The sequence below is a fragment of the Herbiconiux sp. FW305-C-125 genome, from assembly GCF_058783455.1.
This window is the reverse complement of the sequence record NZ_JBYSYO010000004.1, coordinates 178024-202332: the sequence shown is the minus strand read 5'-3', so window position 1 is coordinate 202332 and position 24309 is coordinate 178024. Positions and strand designations below refer to the sequence as shown.

The window sequence follows — 24309 nt, the reverse complement described above, 5'->3', positions numbered from 1 at the left end:
GTCAGGCCTGCTTTCCGGGGTCGGCCGGCTGGGTCGTGGCCTGCGGAGCGGCGGCGGGCGTGGCGGCGGCGGGCGTTGCCGCGCGCTTGCGGGAGGAGAGCACGGCCCACACGAGGAAGACGATGGCGGCGATCGCGAGGAGGCCGACGCCGCCGACCGCGCCGAGCAGGATCGGCACGAGGGCGCTGTCGTCGGCCGCCACCGGCGCCGCGATGATCGTGGTCGACACGGGGGCGGGGGCATCGGTTTCGAGAGAGGTCGCCGATCCGGCTGCTGCCGCCTGCGCGGCTGCCGCATCCGCTGCCGCCTTCTCCGCTTCTGCGGCCGCGGCCGCTGCGGCGTCGCCGGAGTAGAGGTCCTGGAAGGAAATGGGCGTGAACGTCTCGTTGCTCGGATTCACCACACCGTGCGCACCGATCGTGATGATGCCGCACTGCACCTGCAGGCAGTCGACGGTGGTCACGTCGCCGTTGCGGTCGTAGGACTCGAACGACGATCCCGGGATCTTCATCGTGCCCGACCAGGTGCCGTCGGCCGCGAGCTCGCCGCCGTTCGCGGCGTACTCGGTCGACGAACCGGGAAAGCTCACGAAGAGCTGGTAGCCCACCGGATTCGACTCGTCGTCGTAGACGTAGCGGTAGGTCGACCCTGTGGCGCCCCCCTGGCTCGGTGCCCAGGCGCCCCCGTCGACCCAGCCGAAGAACACGTAGAGGCCGCCGAACCCGTTCGGGATCGACTGGAACCCGCTGCCCGACACCGTCACCTCGGTGAGGTAGTTCGGGTCGGCCACCGCGACCAGCTCGGGCCGGTCGGCCACCACCACGCTCACCGATCCGGCCGCCTGCGCGGGTGCCGCGGCGCCTGCCACGGCCGAGCCGAGCACCGCCGCCAGGGCGAGGCCGGCTGCGGCGAGGGTCGTGCGGATGCGGTTCATGCGTTCTCCTCGATGGGCTCGGTAAGCGTGTCGGGCTTGGCAGGCTCGGCAAGCGTGTGGGGTGCGGTGGTCGCGGTGGTCTCCGCGGGCTCCGCCGGCGCCCGGCGCGGGAGCACGATCGCGGTGCCGGTGACCGGATGCCGCAGCACGTCGACCTCCACCTCGTACACCGCGCGGAGCAGGGCCGGCGTGAGCACCGCATCCGGTGGTCCGTCGGCGACCACGCTGCCGTTCGCCACGAGCACGATGCGGTCGGCGTAGGCCGCCGCGAGGCTGAGGTCGTGCAGCACGATCACCACGCAGTCGCCCGCGCGGGCGCGGTCGCGCGCGATGCGCAGCACGTCCTCCTGGTGGCGCAGGTCGAGCGCGGCGGTCGGTTCGTCGAGCAGCAGGATGCCCGTCTCCTGCGCCAGGATTCGCGCCAGCGACGCCCGCGCCCGCTCACCCCCCGAGAGCGACGGCAGCGGTCGCCCGCTGAACCGGGTGAGCTCGGTGAGCGCGATCGACTCGTCGACCACGCGGTCGTCGTCGGCGTCGCGCGGAGTGCCCTGCCAGGGCGCCCGCCCCATCTCGACGACCTCGCGCACCGTGAACGGGAAGAAGACGCCGTTCTGCTGCAGCAGCACCGCCCGTCGCCGCCCGAGTTCGCGCAGGCTCCACGCGCCGAGGGGCCGCCCCGCGATCTCCACCGTCCCGGCCGTCACCGACTGGTCGCCGGTCACCACCGAGAGCAACGTCGACTTGCCCGCCCCGTTCGGCCCGATCAGCGCCACGACCTCGCCCGCGGCCGCCTCGAACGAGACGTCGTCGAGGATGCGTGTCCCTCCGATCTCGACGCGCGCCCCCCGCACGCGGAGGGCGGCCGCGGTGGCCGCACCCCGCGCATCCATCGCCGACCCGTCAGTTGTGGTGGGTATGGACCCCCTCATACCCACCACAACTGACGGGTCGGCGGGGGTGGGGGTGCTGCCGGAAGCGGGAGTGGGGGTGAGGGTGGGGGTGGGGGTGCCGGCGGAAGCGGGCATGGGCGTCGGCCGACGCGCGAACGGGCTCATCCCCAGCCCCCCGACTTCTTGCGGGTGCGGCGCAGCAGCCAGAAGAAGAACGGACCGCCGATGAGCGAGGTGAGGAGCCCGATGGGCAGGTCGGCCATCGGGATGGCGGTGCGCGCCACGAGGTCGGCGGTGACGAGCAGCACCGATCCGCCGAGGGTGGATGCGATGAGCAACGGCAGGTGCGCCGGCCCGATGATCATGCGCATGAGATGCGGGATGACGAGCCCGACGAACGCGATGATGCCCACGAACGCCACCGCCCCGCCCACGAGCAGCGCCACCAGCACGATCGACACGATCCGCAGCGCCTCCACGTTCACGCCGAGGTGTCGGGCCGCTTTCTCGCCGAGCGAGAGCAGGTCGAACCGCCGCGACAGCACGAGCGCCACGGCCACCCCCACCACGACGACCGGCAGCACGACGAGCACGTCCTGCCAGCGCGAGCCGTTGAGGCTGCCGAGCTGCCAGAACACGATCGCCTCACGCGACTGCGTATCGGCCAGGAACATGAACAGGGCGAGCCCTGCGCCCGCGAACGCGTTGACCGCGATGCCCGTGAGCACCAGCGTCACCACCTCGGTCTTGCCGTTCGCGCGAGAGACGCCGTAGACCAGCAGGGTCGCCGCGAGGCCCGCCACGAAGGCGGCGAACGCGATGGTCCAGTCGCCGAAAAAGGTGAGGTTCAGCACGATGGTGGCGGCCGCCCCGAGCGCGGCACCCGAACTCACGCCCACGACGCCCGGCTCGGCGAGCGGGTTGCCGAAGATGGCCTGCATGATCATGCCGGCCGCCGCGAGCGCTGCACCCACGAGGATCGCCATCGCCACGCGCGGGAAGCGGATGGTCCAGAGCGCGCTGTCGCCGTTCGGATGCGCGGGCAGCGGCCACAGCGTCACGCCCAGCCGGTGCATGATCGAGCCGAGCACCTCGTCGGGGGCGACTTGCAGTTGCCCCGTACCGGCGGCGACGAGCGACACCACGATGAGGGCGACGCCGAGCACCACGAACAGCACCGTTTTGCGCCCGACCCCCACCCGTCGCGGCAGCGGATCGACGCTCGCCTCGAGGCCGGCGTCGGCCGCGCGGGTGGCGACGCGGGTCATCGCGGCACCGCGCCCGAGGCGTCGGGGGCGTAGATCGCGCGGGCAAGAGCATCCAGCACCGCCGCCGACCGCGGCCCGAAGCTCAGGATCTCGTAGTCGCTCATGTCGACGATCCGCCGGTTCGCGCCGGCCGGCGTCTCGGCGACGGCGGGGATGCGCTCGAGCAGCCCGTCGACCCCGCCCACCGACTCCAGCCCCTTGGTCATCATGAGCAGGATGTCGGGCTGCGCCTTCACGAGCGCCTCGGCGGTCATCGGCCGCATGCCCTGCCAGCCGATCTCGCCCGCCACGTCGACTCCGCCGAGGGCGCGGATGAGGGCATCCGCCCCCGACTCCTCGCCGAAGATGTAGTACACCCCGGCGTTGCCGCGCACGTAGAGAAAGAGGATGCGCGGCCGATCGGCCGGGTCGGCCGGCGTCACCTCGGCGATCGCCGCCACCTCGGCCGCGATCTCGCTCGTCACGCGCTCGGTCAGCGCGTCGCCCGCGGCCGGCACGCCGAGGGCGGCCGCGACGAGACCGACGAGCTCGCCCACGTTGTCGAGGTTGCGCTCGGGCGTGGTGACGACCACCGGGATGCCCGCTTCACGCACCTGCAGCACCACATCCCACGGCCCGATCGAGGAGTCGGTGATGACGACGCTCGGATTCAGCTCGAGGATGGCCTCGGCGTTCAGCTCGTGCCCGTTCTGCGTGACGACCGGCAGGTCGGCGGCCCCGGCGAAGCTCGTGCTCGTGTCACGGCCGACGACGCTGTCGCCGAGCCCGAGGCCGAACACGGTGGCGGCGAGCGAGCCGTAGATGTCGAGGGCCAGGATGCGGCTGGTGTCGGTGACCGTGACCTCGGTGCCCTGATTGTCGGTGACGGTCGCGGGCAGGCTCTGCCGCGCATCCGTCGTCACGGGCGTGATGCCGGTGTCGTCGAGGCAGGCGGTGGACTCCCCCTGATGGGTCTTCGGGTCGGGCGCGAGCGGCAGGTCGGTGAGCGCGACGTCGGAGGAGAGGCACGCGGAGCCGGCGTCGGTTCCGGTCGCCGAGGAGGAGCAGGCGGCGAGCGCGAGGGTGGTCGCGACGGCGAGCACGAGCGCCAGTGCGCGGCGGTGCAGGGGGCTGGGGAGGGTCATCAGTCCGTTATCGGTGAGGGAGCGGGAAGCCGTCGGGCGACGCTGCCCATGCTAGTTAGGTTAGGCTAACCTAGTCAATCTACGCGCCCCAGGGCAGACGGGCGCTACACTCGTTGCGTGGGCGTACCTGGAGGGGACCCTGCATCGTCCGACCCCGGGCGCCGGCTGCAGGATGCGGTCTCCCGCGGCGACTGGGACGCGGTGCAGACCCTCGTCGAGCGCAACTGGTCGGCGCTCATCATCGCCGACCCCGCCGTCATCCGCGACGCCGTCGCCGCGTTGCCCGACGACGTGCTGGCCGCCAACCCGCGCTGGGTTTCGGCGCAGAACTACCTCAGCTACCTGCCCGTCGGTGACGGCCCGCGCCCCCTGCGCTTTCGCGACACGGCGCCGCCCGGGGTGTCGAGTGCGCTGATCGACGTGCTGGTGGAGCTGACCAGCCGGGCGGCGGCGGCGCGGGTTTCCGGGCGGATAGACCGCGCGGTGCGCTGGGTCGACGAGGCGCGAGAGGCCCTGGGCGACGCCACCGATGAGGCCGTCGTCGAGCTGCGGTACTCATTGCCCGACCTGCACAGCCAGTGGGGCAAGGTGCGGGAGGCGGCGGGGCAGAGCACCGAGGCGTTCCGGGAATACCAGGATGCCCATGACCTCGCCGCGGTCACCGGCAACGAGCTCATCGCCGAGAGTGCGGCCGGCAGCCTGGCGTGGCTGCACACCATCGCGGGGCAGAATGCCGAAGCCGCCGCATGGCTCGACCGGGTGCCGCGCGGCGACCCGCCCGACGCCGTGCCGGACTGGACCTCGAAGCGCTACGGTGTCACCGCGCACCTCAGCCGCGCGCTCCGGCACATCGACCGGCTCGAGTTCGACGAGGCCGCCGAGGTGCTCGACGTGTACGCCGACGTGGCCAAGGCGCCCGAGTACTGGGCGGTCATGCTCTACCTCCGGGCGCGGCTCGCCCGGCACACGAACGACGCCTGGCGGGTGCTCACCGAGATCGACTCCGCGGTGCAGAGCCGGCCGCCCGAACTCAGCAGCAACGGCATCGGTGCGCACTTCGTCGCGGTCGCACGCGCGGAGCTCTACATCGAGCTCGAGCTGCCCGCCCGAGCCCGGCAGGCGCTCGCCGGGCAGCGGGCCACCCCGCCCTCGATCTACTACCTGCAGCTGGAACGCGCGAAGGTCGACCTGCTGAGCGGCGACCTCGCAGCCGTGGCCCGTACGGTCGAACCACTGCTCACGGTGGCGACCTCGGCGCAGCGGGTGATCGCCGAGGCGCTCGTGCTGAACGCGGTGGCGCGATTGCGCGGCGGGTGGGAGCGTGAGGCGGCCGAGGCGTTCGGTCAGGCGCTGGCGCTGATCGAGTCGGCGCAACTGTACTCGGCGCTCACCGTCATCCGGCGCGCCGACTTCGACACACTGGTCGAGCTCGTGACCCCTGCCGAACTCGGGGCCGGTGTGGTTCGGGTGCTCGAACGGGTGCGGTCGCGCGGCAACTTCCTGCCCGATATGGCCGCCACGGTGCCGCTGTCACCCCGGGAGCGGTCGGTGCTGGCCGAGCTGGTGTCGGGGGCATCCGTCGCCGAGATCGCGACGCGGCTGTTCGTGAGCCAGAACACGGTGAAGTCGCAGCTGCGCAGCGCCTACCGCAAGCTCGGGGTCGCGAATCGTGCCGAGGCCGAGCAGGCGGTGGCGCGGCTGGGGTTGCTCGACTGACGGGGCGGTGCCGGTGCCCGCGAGGGGGTCGTTCTACTGAGCCGGAGCGTCGGTCGCGGGGGCGTCGGTCGCCGGGGCGTCCGATCCGTCGTCGGGCGTCGAACCGTCGGCGCCCGACGTGGCCTTCGTGAACACATCGGTGATGAAGGTGTTGAGGGCCTCGGTGTCGTCGAGCGCGCCGGTGTAGGCGGTGCCGTCGATGACGACGAGCGGCACCGTGCTGAGCGTGGTGACGTCGGAGTTCGGCACGTTCTGCTGCGCCCGGGCGGTGGCGTCGGCGACCCAGTCGCTGAAGTCGTTGCCGGTGATGCACGAGGCGATCGCCGCATCCGTCGCGCCCGCCTTCTGCACGAGCGCCACCAGGTCGTCGTTGCTCAAGCCGCCGTCGGGCAGTGTGGGCTGCGCCTGAACGAGCGAGTTGTGCACGGCGAGAGCGGCGTCGGGCGTGGTGTTCGCCACGCAGGCGAGGGCGTTCGCGGCTCGGGCGCTGTAGCTGCCGTCGCCCTCCAAGGCCACCGGGTGCAGCTCGATCGAGGCGTACCCGGCCGAGACGTAGGACTGCAGCGCCGAACCGTTCGCGGTCTCGAACTTCGCGACGTCGGGGCTCGCGTAGTCGACGTACTCGGTGATGCGGAGCACCTGAGCGGTGTCGAGGTCGGAGGCGACCGGTTGGTCGCCGGGCTGGAGCGCCGCGGTGCGCGTCGCGACGGGGGGCGGAGGTGTCTCGCTCTGCGCCGTGGCGGCCGACGGGTCGCCGGTGAACAGGATGCCGTCGCTCAGCATGTTGAGCGGGCCCACGAAGGTGGCACGGATGCCGCTGTAGACCGCCCAGCCGGTGCCGGCCAGCGCGAGCACTCCGACGGTGACCAGGCTCGTGATGAGGATGACGCGGTTGCGCTTCTTGCGGCGCCGCTCCTCTTCGCGCTGGATGCGTGCGATCTCGCGGGCGAGCGCCTGCCGGTCCTTCTTCGAGAGCCCGTCGTACATGCTCTTGTCGGACTTCGCTGGGCTCATGCCGCGGATGCTCCTTGCTCGTACTGGCTGCCGATAGACGCTAGGGAGGCAGTCTATGAGGTCGCTATGGATTCGGTGGGAAAATGGCCCACATGGTGCTGAGTGCGGGCATCCTGCCCTGGCGACGGGTGGGCGACGACGTCGAGGTGTGGATCGCCCACATGGGCGGACCGTTCTGGGCGCGCAAGGACGCAGGCTCGTGGTCGGTGGTGAAGGGCGAGTACGGCCCGGACGAGGATGCGCTCGCCGCCGCCCGACGCGAGTTCGCAGAGGAGACGGGAGCGCCGGCGCCGGAGGGCGAGTACCTGCTGCTGGGCGAGTTCCGGCAGCCGTCGCGCAAGGTCGTCGCGGTGTTCGCGGTGGAGTCGTCGGCGGTGCCGGCGACGGTGGTGAGCAACACCTTCGAGCTCGAGTGGCCGCCGCGCTCGGGGCGCCGTCAGTCGTTCCCGGAGATCGACGACGCCCGCTGGTTCTCGCTCGCCGAGGCGCACGACAAGCTCCTCGCCGGCCAGCGCCCCGCGCTCGACGCCCTGGAGCGGCTCGCCCGCGCCGACGAATAGCGCCCTACGCGGGCACGCGCGACGAGGGCAGCGGGAGCGCTTCGAGGCTCGCCCGGAGGCGGATGAGATCGAACGCGTGCGCGTCGAGGCGCCGGTCCTCGTCAGAGACGAGCGGCAGGGCCGGCACCGGCCGGGCCCGCCCGGTGGCGGCGTCGAGGTCGACGAACACGCTCATGCACTGTGTCGTCAGTTCCAGCATCCCCGGCGTCGCGGGCGACCCCGAGCGCACGTGGATGGCGATGTGCATGCTCTGCGGGCCGGTGTGGATGAGCCGGGCCGCGACCTCCACGATGTGCCCGATGCGGATCGGCCGGTAGAAGTGGATGCCGCCCGAGTACACGGCGACCGCCGAGGTCGACGTCCAGCCGGCAGCGCACGCGAAGGCGGCCTCGTCGATCCAGCGCATCACCGTTCCGCCGTGGGCGTTGCCACCCCAGTTCGCGTCGGCCGGGGCGGCGAGGAAGCGGAACACGGTCTGCGGTGTGGTGCCTGCGGCCGAGTACGTCTGCTGCTGCATGGCGTCGCGGATGGTGCGGCGCGGGGCGAGCCGCTCCTCGGCGCGGGCATTGAGCATCCGGTCGCTCTCCGATGCCGGCGACCAGGGCGGCACCTCGCGCGGCCGCCCCTCGTCGTCGACGGCCACGAACACCAGGATGCAGTGCGTGGCCGGGGTGAAATCGCGGCTGCGCACATCCGCCGACTCGACGGTGACCAGAACCTGCATGCTGGTTCGGCCGGTGTGGATGATGCGGGCGTGCGCCTCGATGATCTGGCCCGAGGCGATGGGCCTGGTGAAATGCACGTTGCCCACGTAGGCGGTGACGCAGTAAGAGGAGCTCCAGCCGACGGCGCAGGCGTAGCCTGCCTTGTCGATCCACTCGAGCACGCGGCCGGCGGCCACGGAAACCCCGCCGGCCGCCGCATCCTGCGGTGCGGCCATGAAGCGGAGGGTGATCCTGTCGTCCATGATGACAGGATGGCAGCCTCCTGGCGTGCTTTCACCGTCGCGGCCCGCGAAGAACCGCCCATCTTTCGATCACGGCAAGTCGCGTATCCGAGATACTGCTCAGACGCGGAGCACCTCGGGCCCACCGAGATCGGCCAGCACGTCGTAATCGGCGCCTTGCGTCACCACGGGCAGATCGTGTGCCAGGGCGACGGATGCGATCCACAGGTCGTTCACGTTCGCCCGCCGCCCCACCTCGTGCAGCCGGAACCGCAGGCGCGCCCAGTGGGTGGCCGCTCGGTCGTCGACCGGCAGCGCTTCGACGTCGCCGATGCTCTCCAAGGTCGCCAGTCGCCGGGAGCGGGTGTCGGTGTCGCGCGCCGCGAGAACGCCGGCGCGGAGTTCGGCCAGCGTCACCACCGACACATACGACCGCGAGGGAAGGCGGGCGTGGTCGAGGGGCCGACCGGATTCGGACGCGATGAACACGCTGGTGTCGAGCAGGCCCGTGGCGGGGCGGTCGGACTCGGAGGCCATCGGCTGACTCAGCTGAGTGGATCGAGGTCGTCGGTCGTGTCGCCCGCCAGAACGGCCAGGTCATCTCGCAGAGCAGGGTCGGCGCGGTGGTCGAGTGCGGCGATGAGATCGACCGGGCCGATCCAGGTGCGCCTTCCGGCGCGCACGGGAAGGAGAGAAGCCACTGCGACTCCGTTTGCCGTGATGGTGATGTCTTCGCCGCCCTGCACCCGGCGCACCACCTCGGCGGTGTGGTTGCGGAGTTCGCGCACGGGGACAGCAGTCATGGCGACAGTGTAGCCGACCGTAGCCTGCCGTAGCATCTCATGCCTCACACAACTTCCTCAGATCAATTAACGAATTGTTGTACTGCGTCCAATTAATGTAATGTGACGTCATGACCGACTTCGTCGTCGAGGGCGTGGGGCGGCGGTTCGTCCCCTACGCCGAAGGGCTCGAGTTGCAGGCGCGCCTGCACGACCGCGTGCTCACGGGCGACGCGCCCGACACCGTCATCCTGCTCGAGCACGAGCCCGTGTACACCGCGGGCAAGCGCACCGAGCCCGACGAGCGTCCGGTCGACGGCACCCCCGTTGTTGACGTCGACCGCGGCGGAAAGATCACCTGGCACGGTCCCGGCCAGCTCGTCGGCTACCCCATCCTCCGCCTGCCCGACCCCATCGACGTGGTCGCCTACGTGCGCTCGCTCGAAGCCATGCTGCTCGACGTCGTGATCGGCTTCGGCGTCGTCGCCCACCGCGTCGAGGGCCGCTCCGGCATCTGGACGACGGTCGCCGGCACCACCGCCAAGCTCGGCGCCATCGGCATCCGGGTGGCGGGCGGGGTGACCACGCACGGCTTCGCGCTCAACTGCAGCAACAGCCTCGAGCCCTACGAGCGCATCGTGGCGTGCGGCATCCGCGACGCCGGTGTCACCACGATCAGCGAGGTGGTGGGCCGACGGGTCGACCCGGTCGACCTCGTCGACGCGGTGATGGCGCGCTTCGAATCGCCGGGCGATCGGATGCGCGACCTCGTCCGCGTCGGACACGAAACCGTCGCGGCGGGTGCCCGGTGACCGCGCCCGAGGCCGCAGGCCGGAAGCTCCTGCGCCTCGAGGTGCGCAACGCCGAGACGCCGATCGAGCGCAAACCCGAGTGGATCAAGACGAAGGCGAAGTTCGGCCCCGAATACCGGGAGCTGCAGGGGCTCGTGAAAGACCAGGAGTTGCACACGGTCTGCCAGGAGGCCGGCTGCCCGAACATCTTCGAGTGCTGGGAGGACCGCGAGGCGACCTTCCTCATCGGCGGCTCGCAGTGCACCCGCCGCTGCGACTTCTGCCAGATCGACACCGGCAAGCCCGCCGACTACGACACCGATGAGCCGCGCCGGGTCGCCGAGTCGGTGCGGTCGATGGCGCTGCGCTACGCCACCGTGACCGGCGTCGCCCGCGACGACCTGCCCGACGAGGGGGCGTGGCTGCACGCCGAGACGGTGCGGCGCATCCACGAGCTGAACCCGGGCACCGGGGTCGAGATCCTCGCCACCGACTTCTCGGGCGATCCGTCGCTCTTGGAGGTCGTGTTCGCTTCGCGGCCCGAGGTGTTCGCCCACAACGTCGAGACGGTACCGCGCATCTTCAAGCGCATCCGCCCCGCCTTCCGTTACGAGCGCTCGCTCGACGTGCTGACCCAGGCCAGGGCCGCGCAGCTCATCACGAAGTCGAACCTCATCCTCGGCATGGGCGAGACGCGGGCCGAGGTGTCGGCGGCGCTCCGCGACCTGCACGACGCCGGCTGCGACATCATCACGGTCACGCAGTACCTCCGGCCCTCGCCCCGGCACCTCCCGGTGGCCTCGTGGGTGCGGCCCGAGGAGTTCGTGGAGATCAAGGCCGAAGCCGAGGAGATCGGCTTCCTCGGGGTGCTCGCGGGGCCGCTGGTGCGTTCCTCCTACCGCGCCGGCCGGCTCTGGGCGCAGTCGATGCGCCGCAAGGGGTGGCCGATCCCGCCCGCGCTCGCCCCGCTCGCCGAGGCGGCAGCCGGGCCGGCCGCGTTCGCCCAGGCGGTGTAGGCGGGCATCCGCTCGGCGTGGCCTCGAGCCTCGGCGTAGCCTGTGCGGCATGGACCAGCGCCTCGACTTCATCACGCTCGCCACGCCCGATCTCGACGCCGCCCGGCGCTTCTACCGCGAGGGGCTGGGCTGGGTGCCGCTGCTCGACGTGCCCGGCGAGATCCTGTTCTTCCAGGTGGGGCCCGGTCTCGTGCTCGGGTTGTACGACGCGGCGGCGTTCGCGGGCGACCTCGTCGACGCTGCGGGCGGTGGGCCCGTGCCGGTGGGCCGGGCGGCGGGGCCGACTGGCATCACGCTCTCGCACAACGTTGGGTCACCCGCCGAGGTCGACGCGGTGGTCGAGCGGATGCGCGGTGCCGGCGGCCGCATCCGCAAGTCTCCGCAGCAGGCCGCGTTCGGCGGCTACCACGCCCATGTCGACGACCCGAACGGCGTCGTCTGGGAGGTGGCGCACAACCCGGGCTGGAGCGTGGGGGCGGACGGCTCGGTGCGGCTCCAACCCGCGGAATGACGTCAGTCGGCGGGCGCGGGCGCCGGCGCCGCGTCGTCGGGGGTGGCGGCCGCCGGCGCCTTCTGCCAGGGCCACCGGCCCGTGATCTCGAGCTCGAGCGAGAAGCTGAGGAAGGTGCGGATGAGCACGATCGCGCCCAGCACCGCCACGCTCTCGAGCGTCGGCGTCACCGCGACGGTGCGGATGATGTCGGCCGCCACCAGCAGCTCCAGCCCGAGCAGGATCGCCCGCCCGAGGATGCGCCGGAACTGCGTGTACACCGGATGCTCCCGCCGCAGCCCCCGCACCAGCGCGTTCACCGCCGCGTACAACGCGCCCACGACGATCGCGGCCACGCCCGCGGCGTCGATCACCTTGCCCACCACTTCGATGACCCCGTAGAAGTCCATGCCGCGCTCCCTCGTCGGGCCCAGTATGCGCGTTCGCCCGCCGCGCAATCCGCGACCCGCGCGGGGTCGGCGGAATTCGGGGGTGTCGCATGCCGTTGGGCACGTCATGACGTCGAACGACACCACCACTTCTGCCGCAGCATCCGGAACCTTCGCCATCGGCGGTGACCTCCCCGTCAACCGCCTCGGCTTCGGCACGATGCAGCTCACCGGGCCCGGCGTCTGGGGTGAACCCGCCGACCGTTCCGCCGCAATCGCGGTGCTGCGCCGCGCGGTGGGGCTCGGCGTGAACCTCATCGACACCGCGGATGCGTACGGTCCGTTCGTGACCGACGCCCTCATCCGCGAGGCCCTGCACCCGTACGCCGACGGGGTCGCGATCGCGACGAAGGTCGGCTTCACACGGCAGGGGCCGAATCGATGGACGCCGGTTGGGCGACCCGAGTACCTCCGGCAGCAGACCGAGCTGAACCTCCGCCACCTCGGCGTCGAGCGCATCGATCTGCTGCAGCTGCACCGCATCGACCCGAAGGTTCCGCTGGAGGAGCAGATCGGCGAGCTCGCCGCGTTGCAGAGCGAGGGGAAGGTGCGGCACATCGGGCTCTCCGAGGTGAGCGTCGACGAGGTGGTCGCGGCACGTGCCGTCGCTCCGATCGTGTCGGTGCAGAATCTCTACAACCTGTCCAACCGGCGTGCGTCGGCGCTGCTCGAGTACTCGGCCGCCGAGGGCATCGCGTTCATCCCGTGGTTCCCGCTCGCGACCGGCGCGCTCGCCGGCCAGGGGTCGCCGCTTGCGACGCTCGCCGAGGCGCACGGTTCCACGCGGTCGCAGCTCGCGCTCGCCTGGCTGCTGCACAAGTCGCCCGTCATGCTGCCGATCCCGGGCACCTCGTCGGTGGCGCACCTCGAGGAGAACGTGGCCGCGGCGGGCATCCGCCTCTCGCCGGAGGAGCTCGACGCGCTCGACTGACCGGTCTGCGCCGAGTAACTACCGATTTGCGCGGGACTGGCCCCGTATACGAGGTCGGTTTCGCTCATTTCGGTAGTAACTCGTCACGGGATGGCCGGTAACTCTGCAAATGAAGGCCACCGACCCCGTATACGGCGTCGGTCCTCCTCATTTGCAGAGTTACCCGCCACGCCGCTGCTGCGGCGGCGGCCGGGCTAGGCTCGGAGCACCATGCGCCGCACCGAGATCACCCCGCGCCCGGACTGGCGGGCGCGCTGCGACGCCGTCGGCTTCAGCTTCTACGACCTCGAGTCCGAAGGCGGCCGCCCCTACTGGCGCGAGGGCGCGGCCTACGTCTTCCGGATGCCCGAGATCGAGCTGCTCGAGCAGGCCACCGCCGAGCTCTTCGCCCGTTGCATGGACGCGGTCGAGTTCGTGGTGCGGCAGGGCCGGTTCGACGAGTTCGGCATCCCGGAGCGGTTCCACGAGCTGGTGCGGGCGTCGTGGGACGAGGACTACCCCACGGTGTACGGCCGCTTCGACCTCGCCTACGACGGCACGGGCGAGCCGGGCTCGGTCAAGCTGCTCGAGTTCAATGCCGACACTCCCACGTCGCTCGTCGAGACGGCCGCGGCGCAATGGCAGTGGCTGCAGGAGCACATCGCCGACGGGACCCTTCCGGCCGGAGCCGACCAGTTCAACGGCCTGCACGAGCTGCTGATCGAGCAGTGGGAGCACATCCGCACGGCCCGGTGGGGGCTCGCGCCCGGCGCGCGCCTGCACCTCGCGTCGCTGCACGACACGGGTGACGGCGAGCTCATCGTCGAGGACTTCGACACCGCGGCCTACATGGCCGAGACGGCGGCCGCCGCCGGCTTCGACCCGAAGCTCGTCTTCATGGAGGATGTTCGCTGGAGCGTCGACGAGGGCGTGTTCCTCGACGGCGACGACGAGCCGATCCGGCGCATCTTCAAGCTCTACCCGTGGGAGTGGATGATCGTCGAGCAGTTCGGCGGCTTCCTGCCGGGCAGCCGCGGCGCGACCCAGTGGGTGGAACCCGCCTGGAAGCTGCTGCTCAGCAACAAGCAGCTGCTCGTGGTGCTCTGGGAGCTGTTCCCCGGGCATCCGAATCTCTTGCCGGCGTTCGCCGGAACGGATGCGTTCCGCCCCGGCGACCGGGACGTCGTGCGGAAGCCCCGGCTGGGCCGGGAGGGTGCGAACGTGAGCATCCTCGCGGCCGACGGCACGGTGCTCGCCGAGGCCGACGGGCCGTACGGCGAGGAGGGGTTCGTCTACCAGGAGCGGGCGCGGTTCGCGCCGATCCCGGGCAAGACCGCCGTCATCGGCAGCTGGATCGTGGGCGAGACCCCGGCCGGTATCGACCTGCGCGAGACGAGCGGCCCGATCACGGGCGACCTCGCCGAGTTCGTGCCGCACTACATCGAGGGGGCGCTATGAGATCGGCTCGATCCAGCCAGCTGAATCTTTCGGGGCTGGCCGGCCGAGCGCGGCCCGCCGTCACGCGAGCAGCGGTGCAGCGTGGCGTCGCGGTGGCGTCGATCGCGGGGGCCGTGCTCGCACTCTCGGGCTGCGCGCCCACCGAGGAGGGCGTGGTGCTCGAGGGTGCCGACGGCCAGAAGTACGTGGTGCCGCAGAACGCGGAGCGCCCGATGTACGCCTCGAAGGAGGACTGCATCGCGGATGTGACGGAGCAGATCGCCGTGCTGGAACGGCAGGGCGAAGACATCGTCGACACCCCGGAATCGCTCTGCGAGCCGTCGTCGAACTACCCGCACGCGCACTACTCCGGGCTGTGGCTCGGGCCGCTGCTGTTCGCGGGGTCGCGGTGGGCGTCGCCGCGGGTCTCCGGATGGGCGCCGGTCGGCTCGGGCGGGTTCGCGGCGCCGGGTGCGCCCGTGCAGTCCGACGTCGTGTCGCCGGCGCCCGCCGGCGCGAAGACGGGCGACCGCGCCCCACTCAAGGGCGGCTTCGGCTCGTCGGGCAAGTCGGGCTTCGGCTCGTCGGCAGGCGGCTGATTGATGAGGTAAACTCATCGCGGGTCGGGAACCCGTCGATCGGATGTCAGCATGCATCACCACGTCACTCCGCGCCCTCGGTCCCTCCGCCACGGCGGCGCGCTCCGGATGTCCGGAGTACTCGCGCTGCCCCGCTCCATGTCCCATACTCTGGGTGCGCTCGCCGGCGTCCTCGTGGCCGGTTCGGTGGTGGCCGGCTCCGTGCTGGCGCTGCCCTTGGCCGCGCACGCGGCCGGGCCGGTCGCGGTCGACGACCACTTCGTGACCATGGGCGATGCGTTCGAGTCACCGGCACCAGGCGTGTTCGCGAACGACAAGAATGTCCAGACCGATGTCATGACGATCCGCATCGTCACGATGCCCGCCCTCGGCACGGTCGCTGTGACGACTGCCGGCCAGTTCCGCTACGAGCCGTTCGCCGAGACACGTGCATCGGATTCGTTCGGCTACTGCATCGTCGATGTCTCCGCCCCCGCCTCGTGTCTGTCGGGCACGGCGACCGTCTTCCTCGACACCGAGGCCATCCAGGCGGTCGACGACGGCTACTCGACGCCCTCGAACACGACCCTCTCGGTCTCCGCGCCCGGTGTGCTCGGCAACGACCACGGCACACTGCCCGCGATGGCGGCGCTGATGGGCGCGCCCGCCCACGGAACGGTCGCTGCCCGCGACGGGGGTGGGTTCGTGTACACGCCGGCGGCCGGCTTCCATGGCACCGACAGCTTCACCTACTGCATCACCGCCCGGTCGACCGAGACCACCTGCCTGTCGAACACCGCAACCGTCACCGTCCGCGTGCAGCCCGGCCTACTGACAGTCGCCGACGACCACTACGAGGTCGACGTCGATTCCGCCATCGTCCGGCTCGCCACCGACGGACTGTTCGCGAACGACACCGGAGTGGCGGCGACCGACAACCTCCGTATCGTCACCGATCCGGCTCACGGGGTGCTCACGGGTGTCGGCCCCGGCGGTGCGTTCGCCTATCGGCCGGCCGGGGACGCCGCGGGTGTCGACAGCTTCCAGTACTGCGTGACCGCGGCCGCGAACACGCCGCCGTGCCTCTCGGGAATCGCGACGGTGTCGATCGACGTGCACCCCGTGGTGCGCCGCGTCGGCGGTGCCGACCGCTTCGCGGTGTCCGCTGCGGTCTCGGCCCGCACCTTCGCGCCAGGCGTCGGCGTGGCCTACCTCGCCTCGGGGGCCGGATTCGCCGACGCGCTTGCGGGGTCGGCGGCAGCGGGTGCCCAGCACGGGCCGGTCCTGCTCACCGCCCGGGACGGCATCCCCGACGCAGTCGCCGCTGAGCTGCGCCGACTGAGGCCGGCGAAGATCGTCATCCTGGGCGGCCCGGTGAGTGTGAGTCCGCAGGTGCAAGAGGCCGCGAAGGTGTTCTCCGCGACCGTGCTGCGGTACGACGGCGCAGATCGCTACGCGGTGGCCGCTCGGGTCTCCCGCGAGGCCTTCTCGACGGCTTCGGTGGCGTACGTCGCCTCGGGTGAGACCTTCCCCGACGCGCTCTCCGGTTCGGCTGCCGCCGGTCGCCTCGGCGGACCGGTGCTGCTCGTCACGCGCGAGAGCGTGCCGGCGGATGCGTCCGCCGAACTCACGCGTTTGAAACCGAATCGGATCGTGGTGCTGGGCGGTCCGAACACCGTGTCGGGCGAGGTTCTGGCCACCCTCGGCGCCATCGCACCGGCCGCTCGGATCGGCGGCGCCGACCGCTTCGAGGTGTCGGCCAACGTGTCGGCGAGCACCTTCCCGGCGGGCGCGCACGTGGCCTACGTCGCGTCGGGTGCCGTGTTTCCGGATGCGCTGTCCGGCTCCGCGGCAGCCATCGCCTCCACGGCGCCCGTGCTGCTTGTCACCGCGACCGGGGTGCCGGGGCAGGTTGCTGCCGAACTCGACCGGTTGAAGCCGACGCAGATCGTTGTGCTCGGCGGGCCCAACACGGTCTCCGATGCGGTGGTCGCAGCGCTGAAGGAGCACCTGGCGGGATGACGTACGGATGTCGGGGGTGACTGGCATGATCGGGGCATGAGCGAAGCATCCGTCACCGCACCCGAGTCCGTGCCCGACCCGCACGACGGCACCTGCGGCTGGGCGACGGGGTCGCCCACCATGCGCGCCTACCACGACGCCGAGTGGGGGGTGCCGAGTCACGACGACCGGCACCTGTTCGAAATGCTGACGCTCGAGGGTGCTCAGGCGGGGCTCTCGTGGTCGACCATCCTCAACCGCCGGGCCGGCTACGCGAAGGCGTTCCACGACTTCGACGTCGAGGCCGTCGCGGCGATGAGCGACGAGGAGCTCGGAGCGCTGATGGGCGACGAGGGCATCATCCGCAACCGCCTCAAGATCTATGGCACCCGCAAGAACGCCGAGGCGTTCATCCGGGTGCAGCAGGAGTTCGGCAGTTTCGCCGACTACCTCTGGGGCTGGGTCGACGGGGTGCCGGTCGTCAATCATCCCCGCGGGCTCGGCGACCTACCGGCGACCACGGAGCTCTCCGACCGGCTCAGCAAAGACCTGAAGAAGCGCGGCTTCACCTTCGTGGGCTCAACCATCGTCTACGCCTACCTCCAATCGGTCGGAGTCGTCGACGACCACGTCGACTCCTGCCCGCGCAAGCCGCGGTGAACGCCGCCGAAACGGGCGGGAAACACGCGAGCGGTTAGGCTCGGAGCATGGCTTCCGACACCGCGTTCTCCGTTCCTCAGCAGCGCAAGCTCGTCACCGAGCTGCCCGGGCCGAACTCCCGGGCCATGCACGAGCGGCGGCGCAAGACGGTGAGCCGCGGCGCGGGCACCCTCGCCGACATCTACATGGACCACGGTGCGGGCGCCATCCTCGTCGATGTCGACGGCAACCAGATCATCGATCTCGGCTGCGGAATCGGCGTCACCACCATCGGCCACGCGCATCCGGATGTCGCGGCCGCCGCAGCCGCGCAGGCCGGCAAGCTCACCCACACCCTGTTCACGGTCACCCCGTACGAGAACTACCTCAAGGTCGCCGAGAAGCTCGCCGAGATCACGCCCGGCGACTTCGAGAAGCGCTCCATCCTCGTGAACTCGGGCGCCGAGGCCGTCGAGAACGCGGTGAAGATCGCGCGCAAGTACACCGGCCGCCGGGTCATCGCTGCGCTCGATCACGCCTTCCACGGCCGCACCAACCTCACCATGGCCATGACCTACCGCCCGTGGCCCGAGCGGGCAGGCATGGGCCCGATGCCCGGTGACATCTACTCGGTGCCGATCAGCTACCCCTTCCGCGACCCCGAGGGCATGACGGGCGAAGAGGCGGCCGAGCGCACCATCGACTACATCACCACCCACATCGGTGCCACCGAGCTGGCCGCCCTCTTCGTCGAGCCGATCCAGGGCGACGGCGGCATCATCATCCCCGCGCCCGGCTTCTTCAAGCGGCTGAGCGAGTTCTGCACCGAGAACGGCATCGTGTTCGTGGCCGACGAGATCCAGGCCGGCATCGCCCGCTCGGGCGCCTGGTACTCCATCGAGCACCACGGCGTGGTGCCCGACCTGGTCACGAGCGCAAAGGGCATCGCGGGCGGCTTCCCGCTCGCCGCGGTCACGGGCCGCGCCGAGATCATGGATGCGGTGCAGCCCGGCGGCATCGGCGGCACCTTCGGCGGCAACCCGGTCTCCACCGCGGCGGCCCTCGCCGTCTTCGACCTGATCGAGCGCGAGAACCTCATCGCCGAGGCGCAGCGGGTGGAGCGTGCGTTCTTCGCCCGCATCGGCGACTGGGCCGAGAAGTTCTCGGTGGTCGGCGAGGTGCGCGGCAAGGGCGCCATGTTCGGGGTCGAGCTCGTGCATCCGGGCACCAAGAAGCCTAACCCCGAGGCGCTCACCGCGGTCATCAAGCACGCCGCGGCGAACGGCGTCATCGTGCTCGACTCGGGCAGCTGGGACAGCGTGCTCCGCTTCCTCCCCAGCGTCGTCATCAGCGAGGCCCTCATCGACGACGCCGCCACGGTCATCGAGCAGAAGCTGGCCGAACTCTCCGCCTGACGCTCGCCACCTCGTCAGCCATCCGACCGGGGGAGCGAGCGACGCTGCACTGTCGAGAACAGTGATGCCCCGCACGCGCACCGGCTGGTGATGTCATCGATCCCGCGCTTGGGCGCGTCAGTGCCCGGCGCCGCGTCGAGCTGAGCTCTGCGCGCCGGCGACAATCGCGTGCCCCCCCGGGCAGTCGTCGGGCCCACCGGCCACGTGTGCCTCCTCGCTGTTGTACAACTGATGAGTTAGCGATCACTCATCCGATATCCATAGGCGTCCTGGTGCCTGTAAATACAACGATTTAACTGTTGACGCGATTTGATAGTGCGCTAACATAGCTCTCACGAACCAACAACGAAGGAGTTGACGTGACTGAGCCGTACACCGTCGTGGCCCTCTCGCCCCTGCAGATCCCGATCGTCGAACCGGAGGATGCGCTCACCAACACCCAGCGCATCATCCGCTTCATGAAGACCGCGGTCGGCGTCGCCGCCACCGAGGGCTACCCGGTCAAGCTCGTGGTGATCCCCGAGATGGCGATCCAGGGCATGCACATGGCGTTCACCGCCGGCAACCGTGAGGCCGAGAAGAAGTTCGCCCGCACGATCCCGGGGCCCGAGACCGACGAGCTGGCCAAAGCGGCTCGTGAACTGAACACCTACATCGCCGGCGAGCTCTACCTCGTCGCCGACGACGACTTCCCCGACCGCTACTTCAACTGCGCGTTCATGATCGACCCGAACGGCGAGGTCATCTACCGCCGCGCCAAGGCGACCAGCGACGGCTTCGAGGGCGGCACCCTCGGCACCACGAACCCGCACGACCTCTGGGACGAGTGGATCGTGAAGAAGGGCAACGGCAACGTGATGGATGCGATCTACCCGGTCGCGAAGACGCCGGACATCGGCAACATCGGCTACGTCATCTGCCACGAGGGCGCCTACCCCGAGATCGCCCGCGGACTCGCGATGAACGGGGCCGAGGTCATCATCCGTGCCACCCTCATCGAGCCGCAGACCTCGCAGGGCATGTGGGAGGTGCAGAACAAGGCGCACGCCCTGTTCAACAACGCGATCGTGGTGGCCCCGAACCTCGGGCCCGAACTCGGTCCCGACGGCGTGATCAACGATCTCTTCGGCGGCCGCTCGATGATCGTGAACCAGCGGGGCAAGATCATCACCGAGACCCCCGGCATCACCGCCGGTGACACCTTCGTGTCGACCACGATCGACATCGACGCGCTGCGCCGCGACCGCCAAGCCAACGGCGTGTTCAACGGCTTCAAAGACCTCCGCACCGAGCAGTACGCGGCGATCTACGAGAAGCCGATCTACCCGAAGAACCAGTACCTGGATGCTCCTCCCGGCGAAGGCTGGCTCGCGCGCGAGCGCGCCACCCGCGCGAAGAACATCGAGCTGCTCACCGAGCGCGGGGTCTTCACCCCGCTCGACTGAGTCACCGCGCCGGGTCAGGCCGGGATCGCACCGATGCGGTCCCGGCCCGGCCAGGCGCCACCCCGCATCACCCTCGCGTCACCCCAGCACCACCAGATCAGCACTGTCACAAAGGAGTGGAATCATGATCGTTCCCCGAAACCCGTCCGGTCGGCGCACAGTCGCCGCCCGCATCGCCCTCGGCGCGGCCACCCTCGCCACCGCAGCCCTCGTACTGAGCGGCTGCCGCGCATCCAGCGCCGACAGCACCCCCGAAGACAAGGCCAGCGGCGACGGACTCGTCATCGGCTGGAGCCAGCGCGGCATCAGCGGCAGCGACTGGTGGAAGACCCTCGTCGAGGGCGGCCAGGCCGAGGCCGACAAGGTGGGCGCCCGCATCGAGTTGCTCGACGCGAACGGCGACACCGTGCGCCAGAACTCCGATGTCCAGACCCTCATCGCCAAGGGCGTCGACGTCGTCATCATGAACGCCAACGACCCGATCGGCGTCGGCCCTTCGGTCGCCGCCCTGAAGGCGGCCGGCATCCCCCTCGTCACGGTCAACTCGAACCTCGACGCGAGCCTCGTGCCCGACACCTTCTGCTACGTCGCCGAAGACCAGGAGTACACCGGATCGCTGGCCGGGGAGGTGGCCGCGAAGAAGGCCATCGAGAAGTTCGGCGCCTCGGGCGAGATCAAGATCGTGGGAATCGGCGGGTTCCCGGGCGACGTGCTGAGCGACCTCCGCTTCAACGGCTTCATGGAGGGCTTCGAGAGCGTCACGAAGGATCACCCCGGCGTCACCGTGAACAAGCTCGACACGAAGTACGGCGAGTGGAAGCCCGACAAGGCGCTCGGGCCCATCCGCGACGTCGCCACCGCGAACCCCGACCTCAAGGTCGTCTACAGCATGAGCGACGTGATGAACGGCGGCGTGGTGCAGGGCCTCCAGCAGGCCGGTCTCTGGGGCGACGGCATCATCCTCTCCAGCTACGACGGCGGCATGGTCTCGGTGAAGGAGATGATCGACGACCCGACCGGTCCGCTGCAGGCGACCGCCTCGAACCAGCCCTGGGACCAGGGTGCGACCGCGGTCAAGATGGCGCTCGCCGCCTACAACGACGACACCACGGCCTGCCCCGACAAGACCCTCTACATCGACACCAGCGTGGTGACACCCGACAACGCGAAGGACTATTACGTCGAGGGCGACACCTACGTGCGGGCCAAGGAAGACCAGTGACTCTGCCCGCTCCCGGCCAGGCCGAGCAGGTGCGCCGCATCCCGGATGCGCCCGACGAGCTCCGCCTCGACGGCATCACGAAGTCCTACCTCGGCGTGCAGGCGCTGAAGGGCGTCAGCTTCACGGTGAAGCGCGGCAGTATCCACGCTCTGGCCGGGCAGAACGGAGCCGGCAAGTCGACGCTGGTGAAGATCCTCTCCGGGGCCGAGACGCCCGACGGCGGGGAGATCCACCTCGGCGGCCAGCGCGTCCGCTTCCGGGAACCGACGGATGCGCAGCACGCCGGCATCCACACCATCTACCAGGAGCTCAGCCTCGTGCCCTCGCTCTCGGTGGCCGAGAACATCTTCCTCGGGCAACTGCCGAAGGCGGGCCGCACGGTGGTCGACTGGCGGCAGATGCAGGTGGAGGCGCGGGAGGCGCTCGCCCGGGTCGGCTTCGACCTCGACGTGCGCCGCCCGGTGGCCTCGTTCTCGGTGGCCGAGCAGCAGGCGGTGGAACTCGCCAAAGCACTGCACAAGGATGCCCGCGTGCTGCTGCTGGACGAACCCACCTCCACGCTGCCGCAGCCCGACGTGGAGAAGCTCTTCACGGTGCTCCGGTCCCTCGCCGAGCAGGGCGTCACCCTGCTGTACATCTCGCACCGCATGGACGAGCTGTACTCGCTCTGCGACTCGGTCACGGTGCTCCGGGACGGCCGCAACACGGCCGACCTGGCCACCGCCGACACGAAGCCCTCCGACGTCGTGACCGCGATGGTGGGCAAGAGTCTCGAGGGCTCGATCGCGGATGCGGCGCTCCGCGGGGAGCGCAGCCCACGGCTGGGTGCCGGGCCGAGCGACGAGGTGCTGATGTCGGTCTCGGGGCTCTCCGAGGAGGGCTTCGTCGACGACGTCTCCTTCGAGCTCCGCCGCGGCGAGGTGCTCGGCATCTCGGGGCTGATCGGCAGCGGGCAGTCCGAACTCGCCGGTCTGCTCGCCGGGGCGCGCCGCAAGACCGCCGGACGCATCCGTCTGGCCGGGCGCGACGTGTCGCTGGCCGCGCCGCGCGACGCCATCCGCCGCGGCATCGGCCTCCTGCCGCAGGACCGCAAGGCGCAGGGGTTCATTCCCGAGATGGGCGTGGCCGGCAACATCACCCTGGCGAGCCTGCCGATGTTCAGCCGGCTGAGCATCATCGACGGCGCGAAGGAGCGCCGGGTCGCCACCGAGATGGTGGCCCGGCTCGGCATGAAGGTGTCGAGCGTCAACCAGCCGATGAAGACGCTGAGCGGGGGAACGCAGCAGAAGGGCATCCTCGCCCGCTGGCTCGCGCGTTCCTCGCAACTCCTGATCTGCGACGAGCCCACCCGCGGCGTCGACGTGGGCGCCAAGGAAGACATGTACGAGCTGCTGCGCGAGTTCGCCCGCGGCGGTGGCACGGTCATCATCTCGAGCTCGGAGATCACCGAGGCGATGATGTGCGACCGCGTACTCGTGCTCGCCCGCGGCCGGGTGGTCGCCGAGTTCGACCACGACGAGATCGACCCCTCGGGGGCCACGCTCGTCTCCCGCTTCGCCTGATCAAGGCATCATCCGCAACCGATGGACTGAGAAATGACCAACAACTCCCTCGCCGACCCCGTCACCACCGCGCCGGCGCCCAAGCACCGCCCCCCGCAGCCGCCCGCGAATGGCGGGAGCCGCCTCGGCGCCGCCGTGCGCCGCCTGCTGCCCAAGAGCTACCTCATCCTGGTGCTGATCGCCATCGTGATCGTGGGCTACTACGTCTCCGAGGACTTCCTCACCGTGCGCAACGCCGAGAACGTCATCGCGGCGGCTTCGATCGTGGCCGTGCTCGCGGTCGGCCAGTTCTTCGTGATCCTCACCGGCGGCATCGACCTCTCGGTGGGCTCCACGATGGCCATGTCGACCGTGATCGTGGCGCTGACCCTCCAGACCGGAATGGATGCGGGCCTCTCGGTCGCGCTCACCCTCGGCAGCTGCGCGGTGGCCGGGTTCATCAACGGCATGCTGGTCGTCTGGCTCCGCATCCCACCATTCATCGCGACGCTCGCGATGATGAGTGCGATCAAGGGCTTCAGCTACATCATCCAGTCGACCAGCCTCATCCAGATCCTGAACACCTCGTTCATCGACGCCTTCTCGCGCGGCACGACCCTCGGCATCCGGAACCCCGTGCTGATCTTCCTCGTGGTGATGATCGTGGCCGCCCTGGTGGCGAAGTTCAGCACCTTCGGGCGCTCGCTCTACGCCATCGGCGGCAACCCCGAGGCGGCCCGGCTCTCCGGGCTCCCTGTGGCCCGCAACCTCCTCATCACCTACACGCTGTCGGGTCTGCTCGCCGGCCTTGCGGGGCTCATCGCCGCGGCCCAACTGCAGCAGGGCAGTTCGCTGATCGGCGTCGGCTACGAGCTGGATGCGATCGCGGCCGTCGTGGTCGGCGGTGCGTCGCTGATGGGCGGCAAGGGCGACCCGATCAGTGCCGTGATCGGCGTGTTCGTGCTCGCCACGATCATCAACATCATGAACCTGGTGGGCATCTCCTCGGAGCCGCAGCTCGTGATCAAGGGTGCCGTGATCGTGATCGCGGTCTTCCTCTCCAGCGCCGGGGGAGTGCAGCGCATCTCCGCCTTCTTCCAGAAGTTCGGCCGGCGGCGCGCGCCCGCGCTCCGCTGATCCG

At 70.4% G+C, this 24309-nt stretch carries 24 protein-coding genes; 15 read left to right on the top strand and 9 right to left on the bottom strand.

What is annotated here, in order from left to right; all coding sequences use genetic code 11:
* Position 1: 1 nt before the first annotated feature.
* From AC3WLB_RS12860 to AC3WLB_RS12845, 4 genes are read right to left on the bottom strand one after another with little or no spacing between them, the layout of a single operon-like run.
* Positions 2-934, bottom strand: a complete 933-nt coding sequence (locus tag AC3WLB_RS12860; RefSeq protein WP_492506535.1) for a hypothetical protein — start codon at positions 932-934, stop codon at positions 2-4.
* Positions 931-1989: a heme ABC transporter ATP-binding protein gene (locus AC3WLB_RS12855; protein WP_492506533.1), complete on the bottom strand. Its 1059-nt coding sequence runs from the start codon at positions 1987-1989 to the stop codon at positions 931-933. Before AC3WLB_RS12855 ends, AC3WLB_RS12860 begins: the two co-directional genes overlap by 4 nt.
* Positions 1986-3092, bottom strand: coding sequence for a FecCD family ABC transporter permease (locus tag AC3WLB_RS12850; protein WP_492506531.1), 1107 nt, complete (start codon positions 3090-3092; stop codon positions 1986-1988). Before AC3WLB_RS12850 ends, AC3WLB_RS12855 begins: the two co-directional genes overlap by 4 nt.
* Positions 3089-4216, bottom strand: a complete 1128-nt coding sequence (locus AC3WLB_RS12845; RefSeq protein WP_492506529.1) for a heme/hemin ABC transporter substrate-binding protein — start codon at positions 4214-4216, stop codon at positions 3089-3091. Before AC3WLB_RS12845 ends, AC3WLB_RS12850 begins: the two co-directional genes overlap by 4 nt.
* Before the next feature lie 117 nt (positions 4217-4333).
* On the opposite strand from AC3WLB_RS12845, the gene AC3WLB_RS12840 reads away from it, so the two are divergent.
* Positions 4334-5932, top strand: coding sequence for a helix-turn-helix transcriptional regulator (locus AC3WLB_RS12840; protein WP_492506527.1), 1599 nt, complete (start codon positions 4334-4336; stop codon positions 5930-5932).
* Between the two features lie 33 nt (positions 5933-5965).
* On the opposite strand, the gene AC3WLB_RS12835 is transcribed toward AC3WLB_RS12840, so the two are convergent.
* Positions 5966-6946, bottom strand: a complete 981-nt coding sequence (locus tag AC3WLB_RS12835; protein ID WP_492506525.1) for a DsbA family protein — start codon at positions 6944-6946, stop codon at positions 5966-5968.
* A gap of 92 nt (positions 6947-7038) precedes the next feature.
* Here AC3WLB_RS12835 and AC3WLB_RS12830 point away from each other — a divergent pair, with 92 nt between their 5' ends.
* Positions 7039-7506 (top strand): NUDIX hydrolase, encoded by a 468-nt coding sequence (locus tag AC3WLB_RS12830; RefSeq protein WP_492506523.1) that lies wholly within the window; start codon positions 7039-7041, stop codon positions 7504-7506.
* A 4-nt stretch (positions 7507-7510) separates the two neighbouring features.
* Here the strand turns inward: AC3WLB_RS12830 and AC3WLB_RS12825 are convergent, their stop codons facing one another.
* The 3 genes from AC3WLB_RS12825 to AC3WLB_RS12815 form a co-directional block, all read right to left on the bottom strand.
* Positions 7511-8473: an acyl-CoA thioesterase gene (locus tag AC3WLB_RS12825; protein ID WP_492506521.1), complete on the bottom strand. Its 963-nt coding sequence runs from the start codon at positions 8471-8473 to the stop codon at positions 7511-7513.
* A 99-nt stretch (positions 8474-8572) separates the two neighbouring features.
* Positions 8573-8989 (bottom strand): type II toxin-antitoxin system VapC family toxin, encoded by a 417-nt coding sequence (locus AC3WLB_RS12820; protein WP_492506519.1) that lies wholly within the window; start codon positions 8987-8989, stop codon positions 8573-8575.
* A gap of 8 nt (positions 8990-8997) precedes the next feature.
* On the bottom strand, positions 8998-9255 hold the full coding sequence (locus AC3WLB_RS12815) for a type II toxin-antitoxin system Phd/YefM family antitoxin (protein WP_492506517.1): 258 nt from the start codon (positions 9253-9255) through the stop codon (positions 8998-9000).
* A 110-nt stretch (positions 9256-9365) separates the two neighbouring features.
* Here AC3WLB_RS12815 and lipB point away from each other — a divergent pair, with 110 nt between their 5' ends.
* The 3 genes from lipB to AC3WLB_RS12800 are packed head-to-tail and all read left to right on the top strand — an operon-like array spanning position 9366 to position 11552.
* The gene (gene lipB / locus AC3WLB_RS12810) at positions 9366-10046 is read left to right on the top strand and encodes a lipoyl(octanoyl) transferase LipB (protein WP_492506515.1); all 681 of its coding nucleotides are present in this window, start codon (positions 9366-9368) and stop codon (positions 10044-10046) included.
* Positions 10043-11041, top strand: a complete 999-nt coding sequence (gene lipA / locus AC3WLB_RS12805) for a lipoyl synthase (protein WP_492506513.1) — start codon at positions 10043-10045, stop codon at positions 11039-11041. The genes lipB and lipA overlap by 4 nt, the downstream gene beginning before the upstream one ends.
* Before the next feature lie 49 nt (positions 11042-11090).
* Positions 11091-11552, top strand: coding sequence for a VOC family protein (locus AC3WLB_RS12800; protein ID WP_492506510.1), 462 nt, complete (start codon positions 11091-11093; stop codon positions 11550-11552).
* A gap of 2 nt (positions 11553-11554) precedes the next feature.
* Here AC3WLB_RS12800 and AC3WLB_RS12795 read toward each other — a convergent pair whose 3' ends face one another.
* A complete protein-coding gene (locus AC3WLB_RS12795) occupies positions 11555-11941 on the bottom strand; it encodes a DUF1622 domain-containing protein (protein WP_492506508.1) in 387 nt (128 codons plus the stop codon).
* A gap of 106 nt (positions 11942-12047) precedes the next feature.
* Between AC3WLB_RS12795 and AC3WLB_RS12790 the strand changes: the two genes are divergently transcribed.
* From AC3WLB_RS12790 to AC3WLB_RS12745, 10 genes are all read left to right on the top strand, one after another.
* Entirely contained in the window at positions 12048-12911 is an 864-nt protein-coding gene (locus AC3WLB_RS12790) for an aldo/keto reductase (protein ID WP_492506506.1), read from the top strand.
* Between the two features lie 210 nt (positions 12912-13121).
* Positions 13122-14348, top strand: a complete 1227-nt coding sequence (locus AC3WLB_RS12785; RefSeq protein WP_492506504.1) for a glutathionylspermidine synthase family protein — start codon at positions 13122-13124, stop codon at positions 14346-14348.
* Positions 14345-14926: a hypothetical protein gene (locus tag AC3WLB_RS12780; RefSeq protein ID WP_492506502.1), complete on the top strand. Its 582-nt coding sequence runs from the start codon at positions 14345-14347 to the stop codon at positions 14924-14926. The genes AC3WLB_RS12785 and AC3WLB_RS12780 overlap by 4 nt, the downstream gene beginning before the upstream one ends.
* A 108-nt stretch (positions 14927-15034) precedes the next feature.
* Positions 15035-16927 (top strand): cell wall-binding repeat-containing protein, encoded by a 1893-nt coding sequence (locus tag AC3WLB_RS12775; RefSeq protein ID WP_492506501.1) that lies wholly within the window; start codon positions 15035-15037, stop codon positions 16925-16927.
* 36 nt (positions 16928-16963) lie between these two features.
* Positions 16964-17566: a DNA-3-methyladenine glycosylase I gene (locus tag AC3WLB_RS12770; protein WP_492506500.1), complete on the top strand. Its 603-nt coding sequence runs from the start codon at positions 16964-16966 to the stop codon at positions 17564-17566.
* A 47-nt stretch (positions 17567-17613) separates the two neighbouring features.
* Positions 17614-18960 carry an aminotransferase class III-fold pyridoxal phosphate-dependent enzyme gene (locus AC3WLB_RS12765; RefSeq protein WP_022896279.1) on the top strand — a complete coding sequence of 449 codons (1347 nt, stop codon included), beginning with the start codon at positions 17614-17616 and terminating at the stop codon, positions 18958-18960.
* Positions 18961-19319: 359 nt separating this feature from the next.
* Positions 19320-20405: a nitrilase-related carbon-nitrogen hydrolase gene (locus AC3WLB_RS12760; protein ID WP_492506498.1), complete on the top strand. Its 1086-nt coding sequence runs from the start codon at positions 19320-19322 to the stop codon at positions 20403-20405.
* A 124-nt stretch (positions 20406-20529) separates the two neighbouring features.
* Positions 20530-21627: a sugar ABC transporter substrate-binding protein gene (locus AC3WLB_RS12755; RefSeq protein ID WP_492506496.1), complete on the top strand. Its 1098-nt coding sequence runs from the start codon at positions 20530-20532 to the stop codon at positions 21625-21627.
* Positions 21624-23189 (top strand): sugar ABC transporter ATP-binding protein, encoded by a 1566-nt coding sequence (locus AC3WLB_RS12750; RefSeq protein WP_022896587.1) that lies wholly within the window; start codon positions 21624-21626, stop codon positions 23187-23189. The genes AC3WLB_RS12755 and AC3WLB_RS12750 overlap by 4 nt, the downstream gene beginning before the upstream one ends.
* 33 nt (positions 23190-23222) lie before the next feature.
* Positions 23223-24305 carry an ABC transporter permease gene (locus AC3WLB_RS12745; RefSeq protein ID WP_022896588.1) on the top strand — a complete coding sequence of 361 codons (1083 nt, stop codon included), beginning with the start codon at positions 23223-23225 and terminating at the stop codon, positions 24303-24305.
* Positions 24306-24309: the final 4 nt, after the last annotated feature.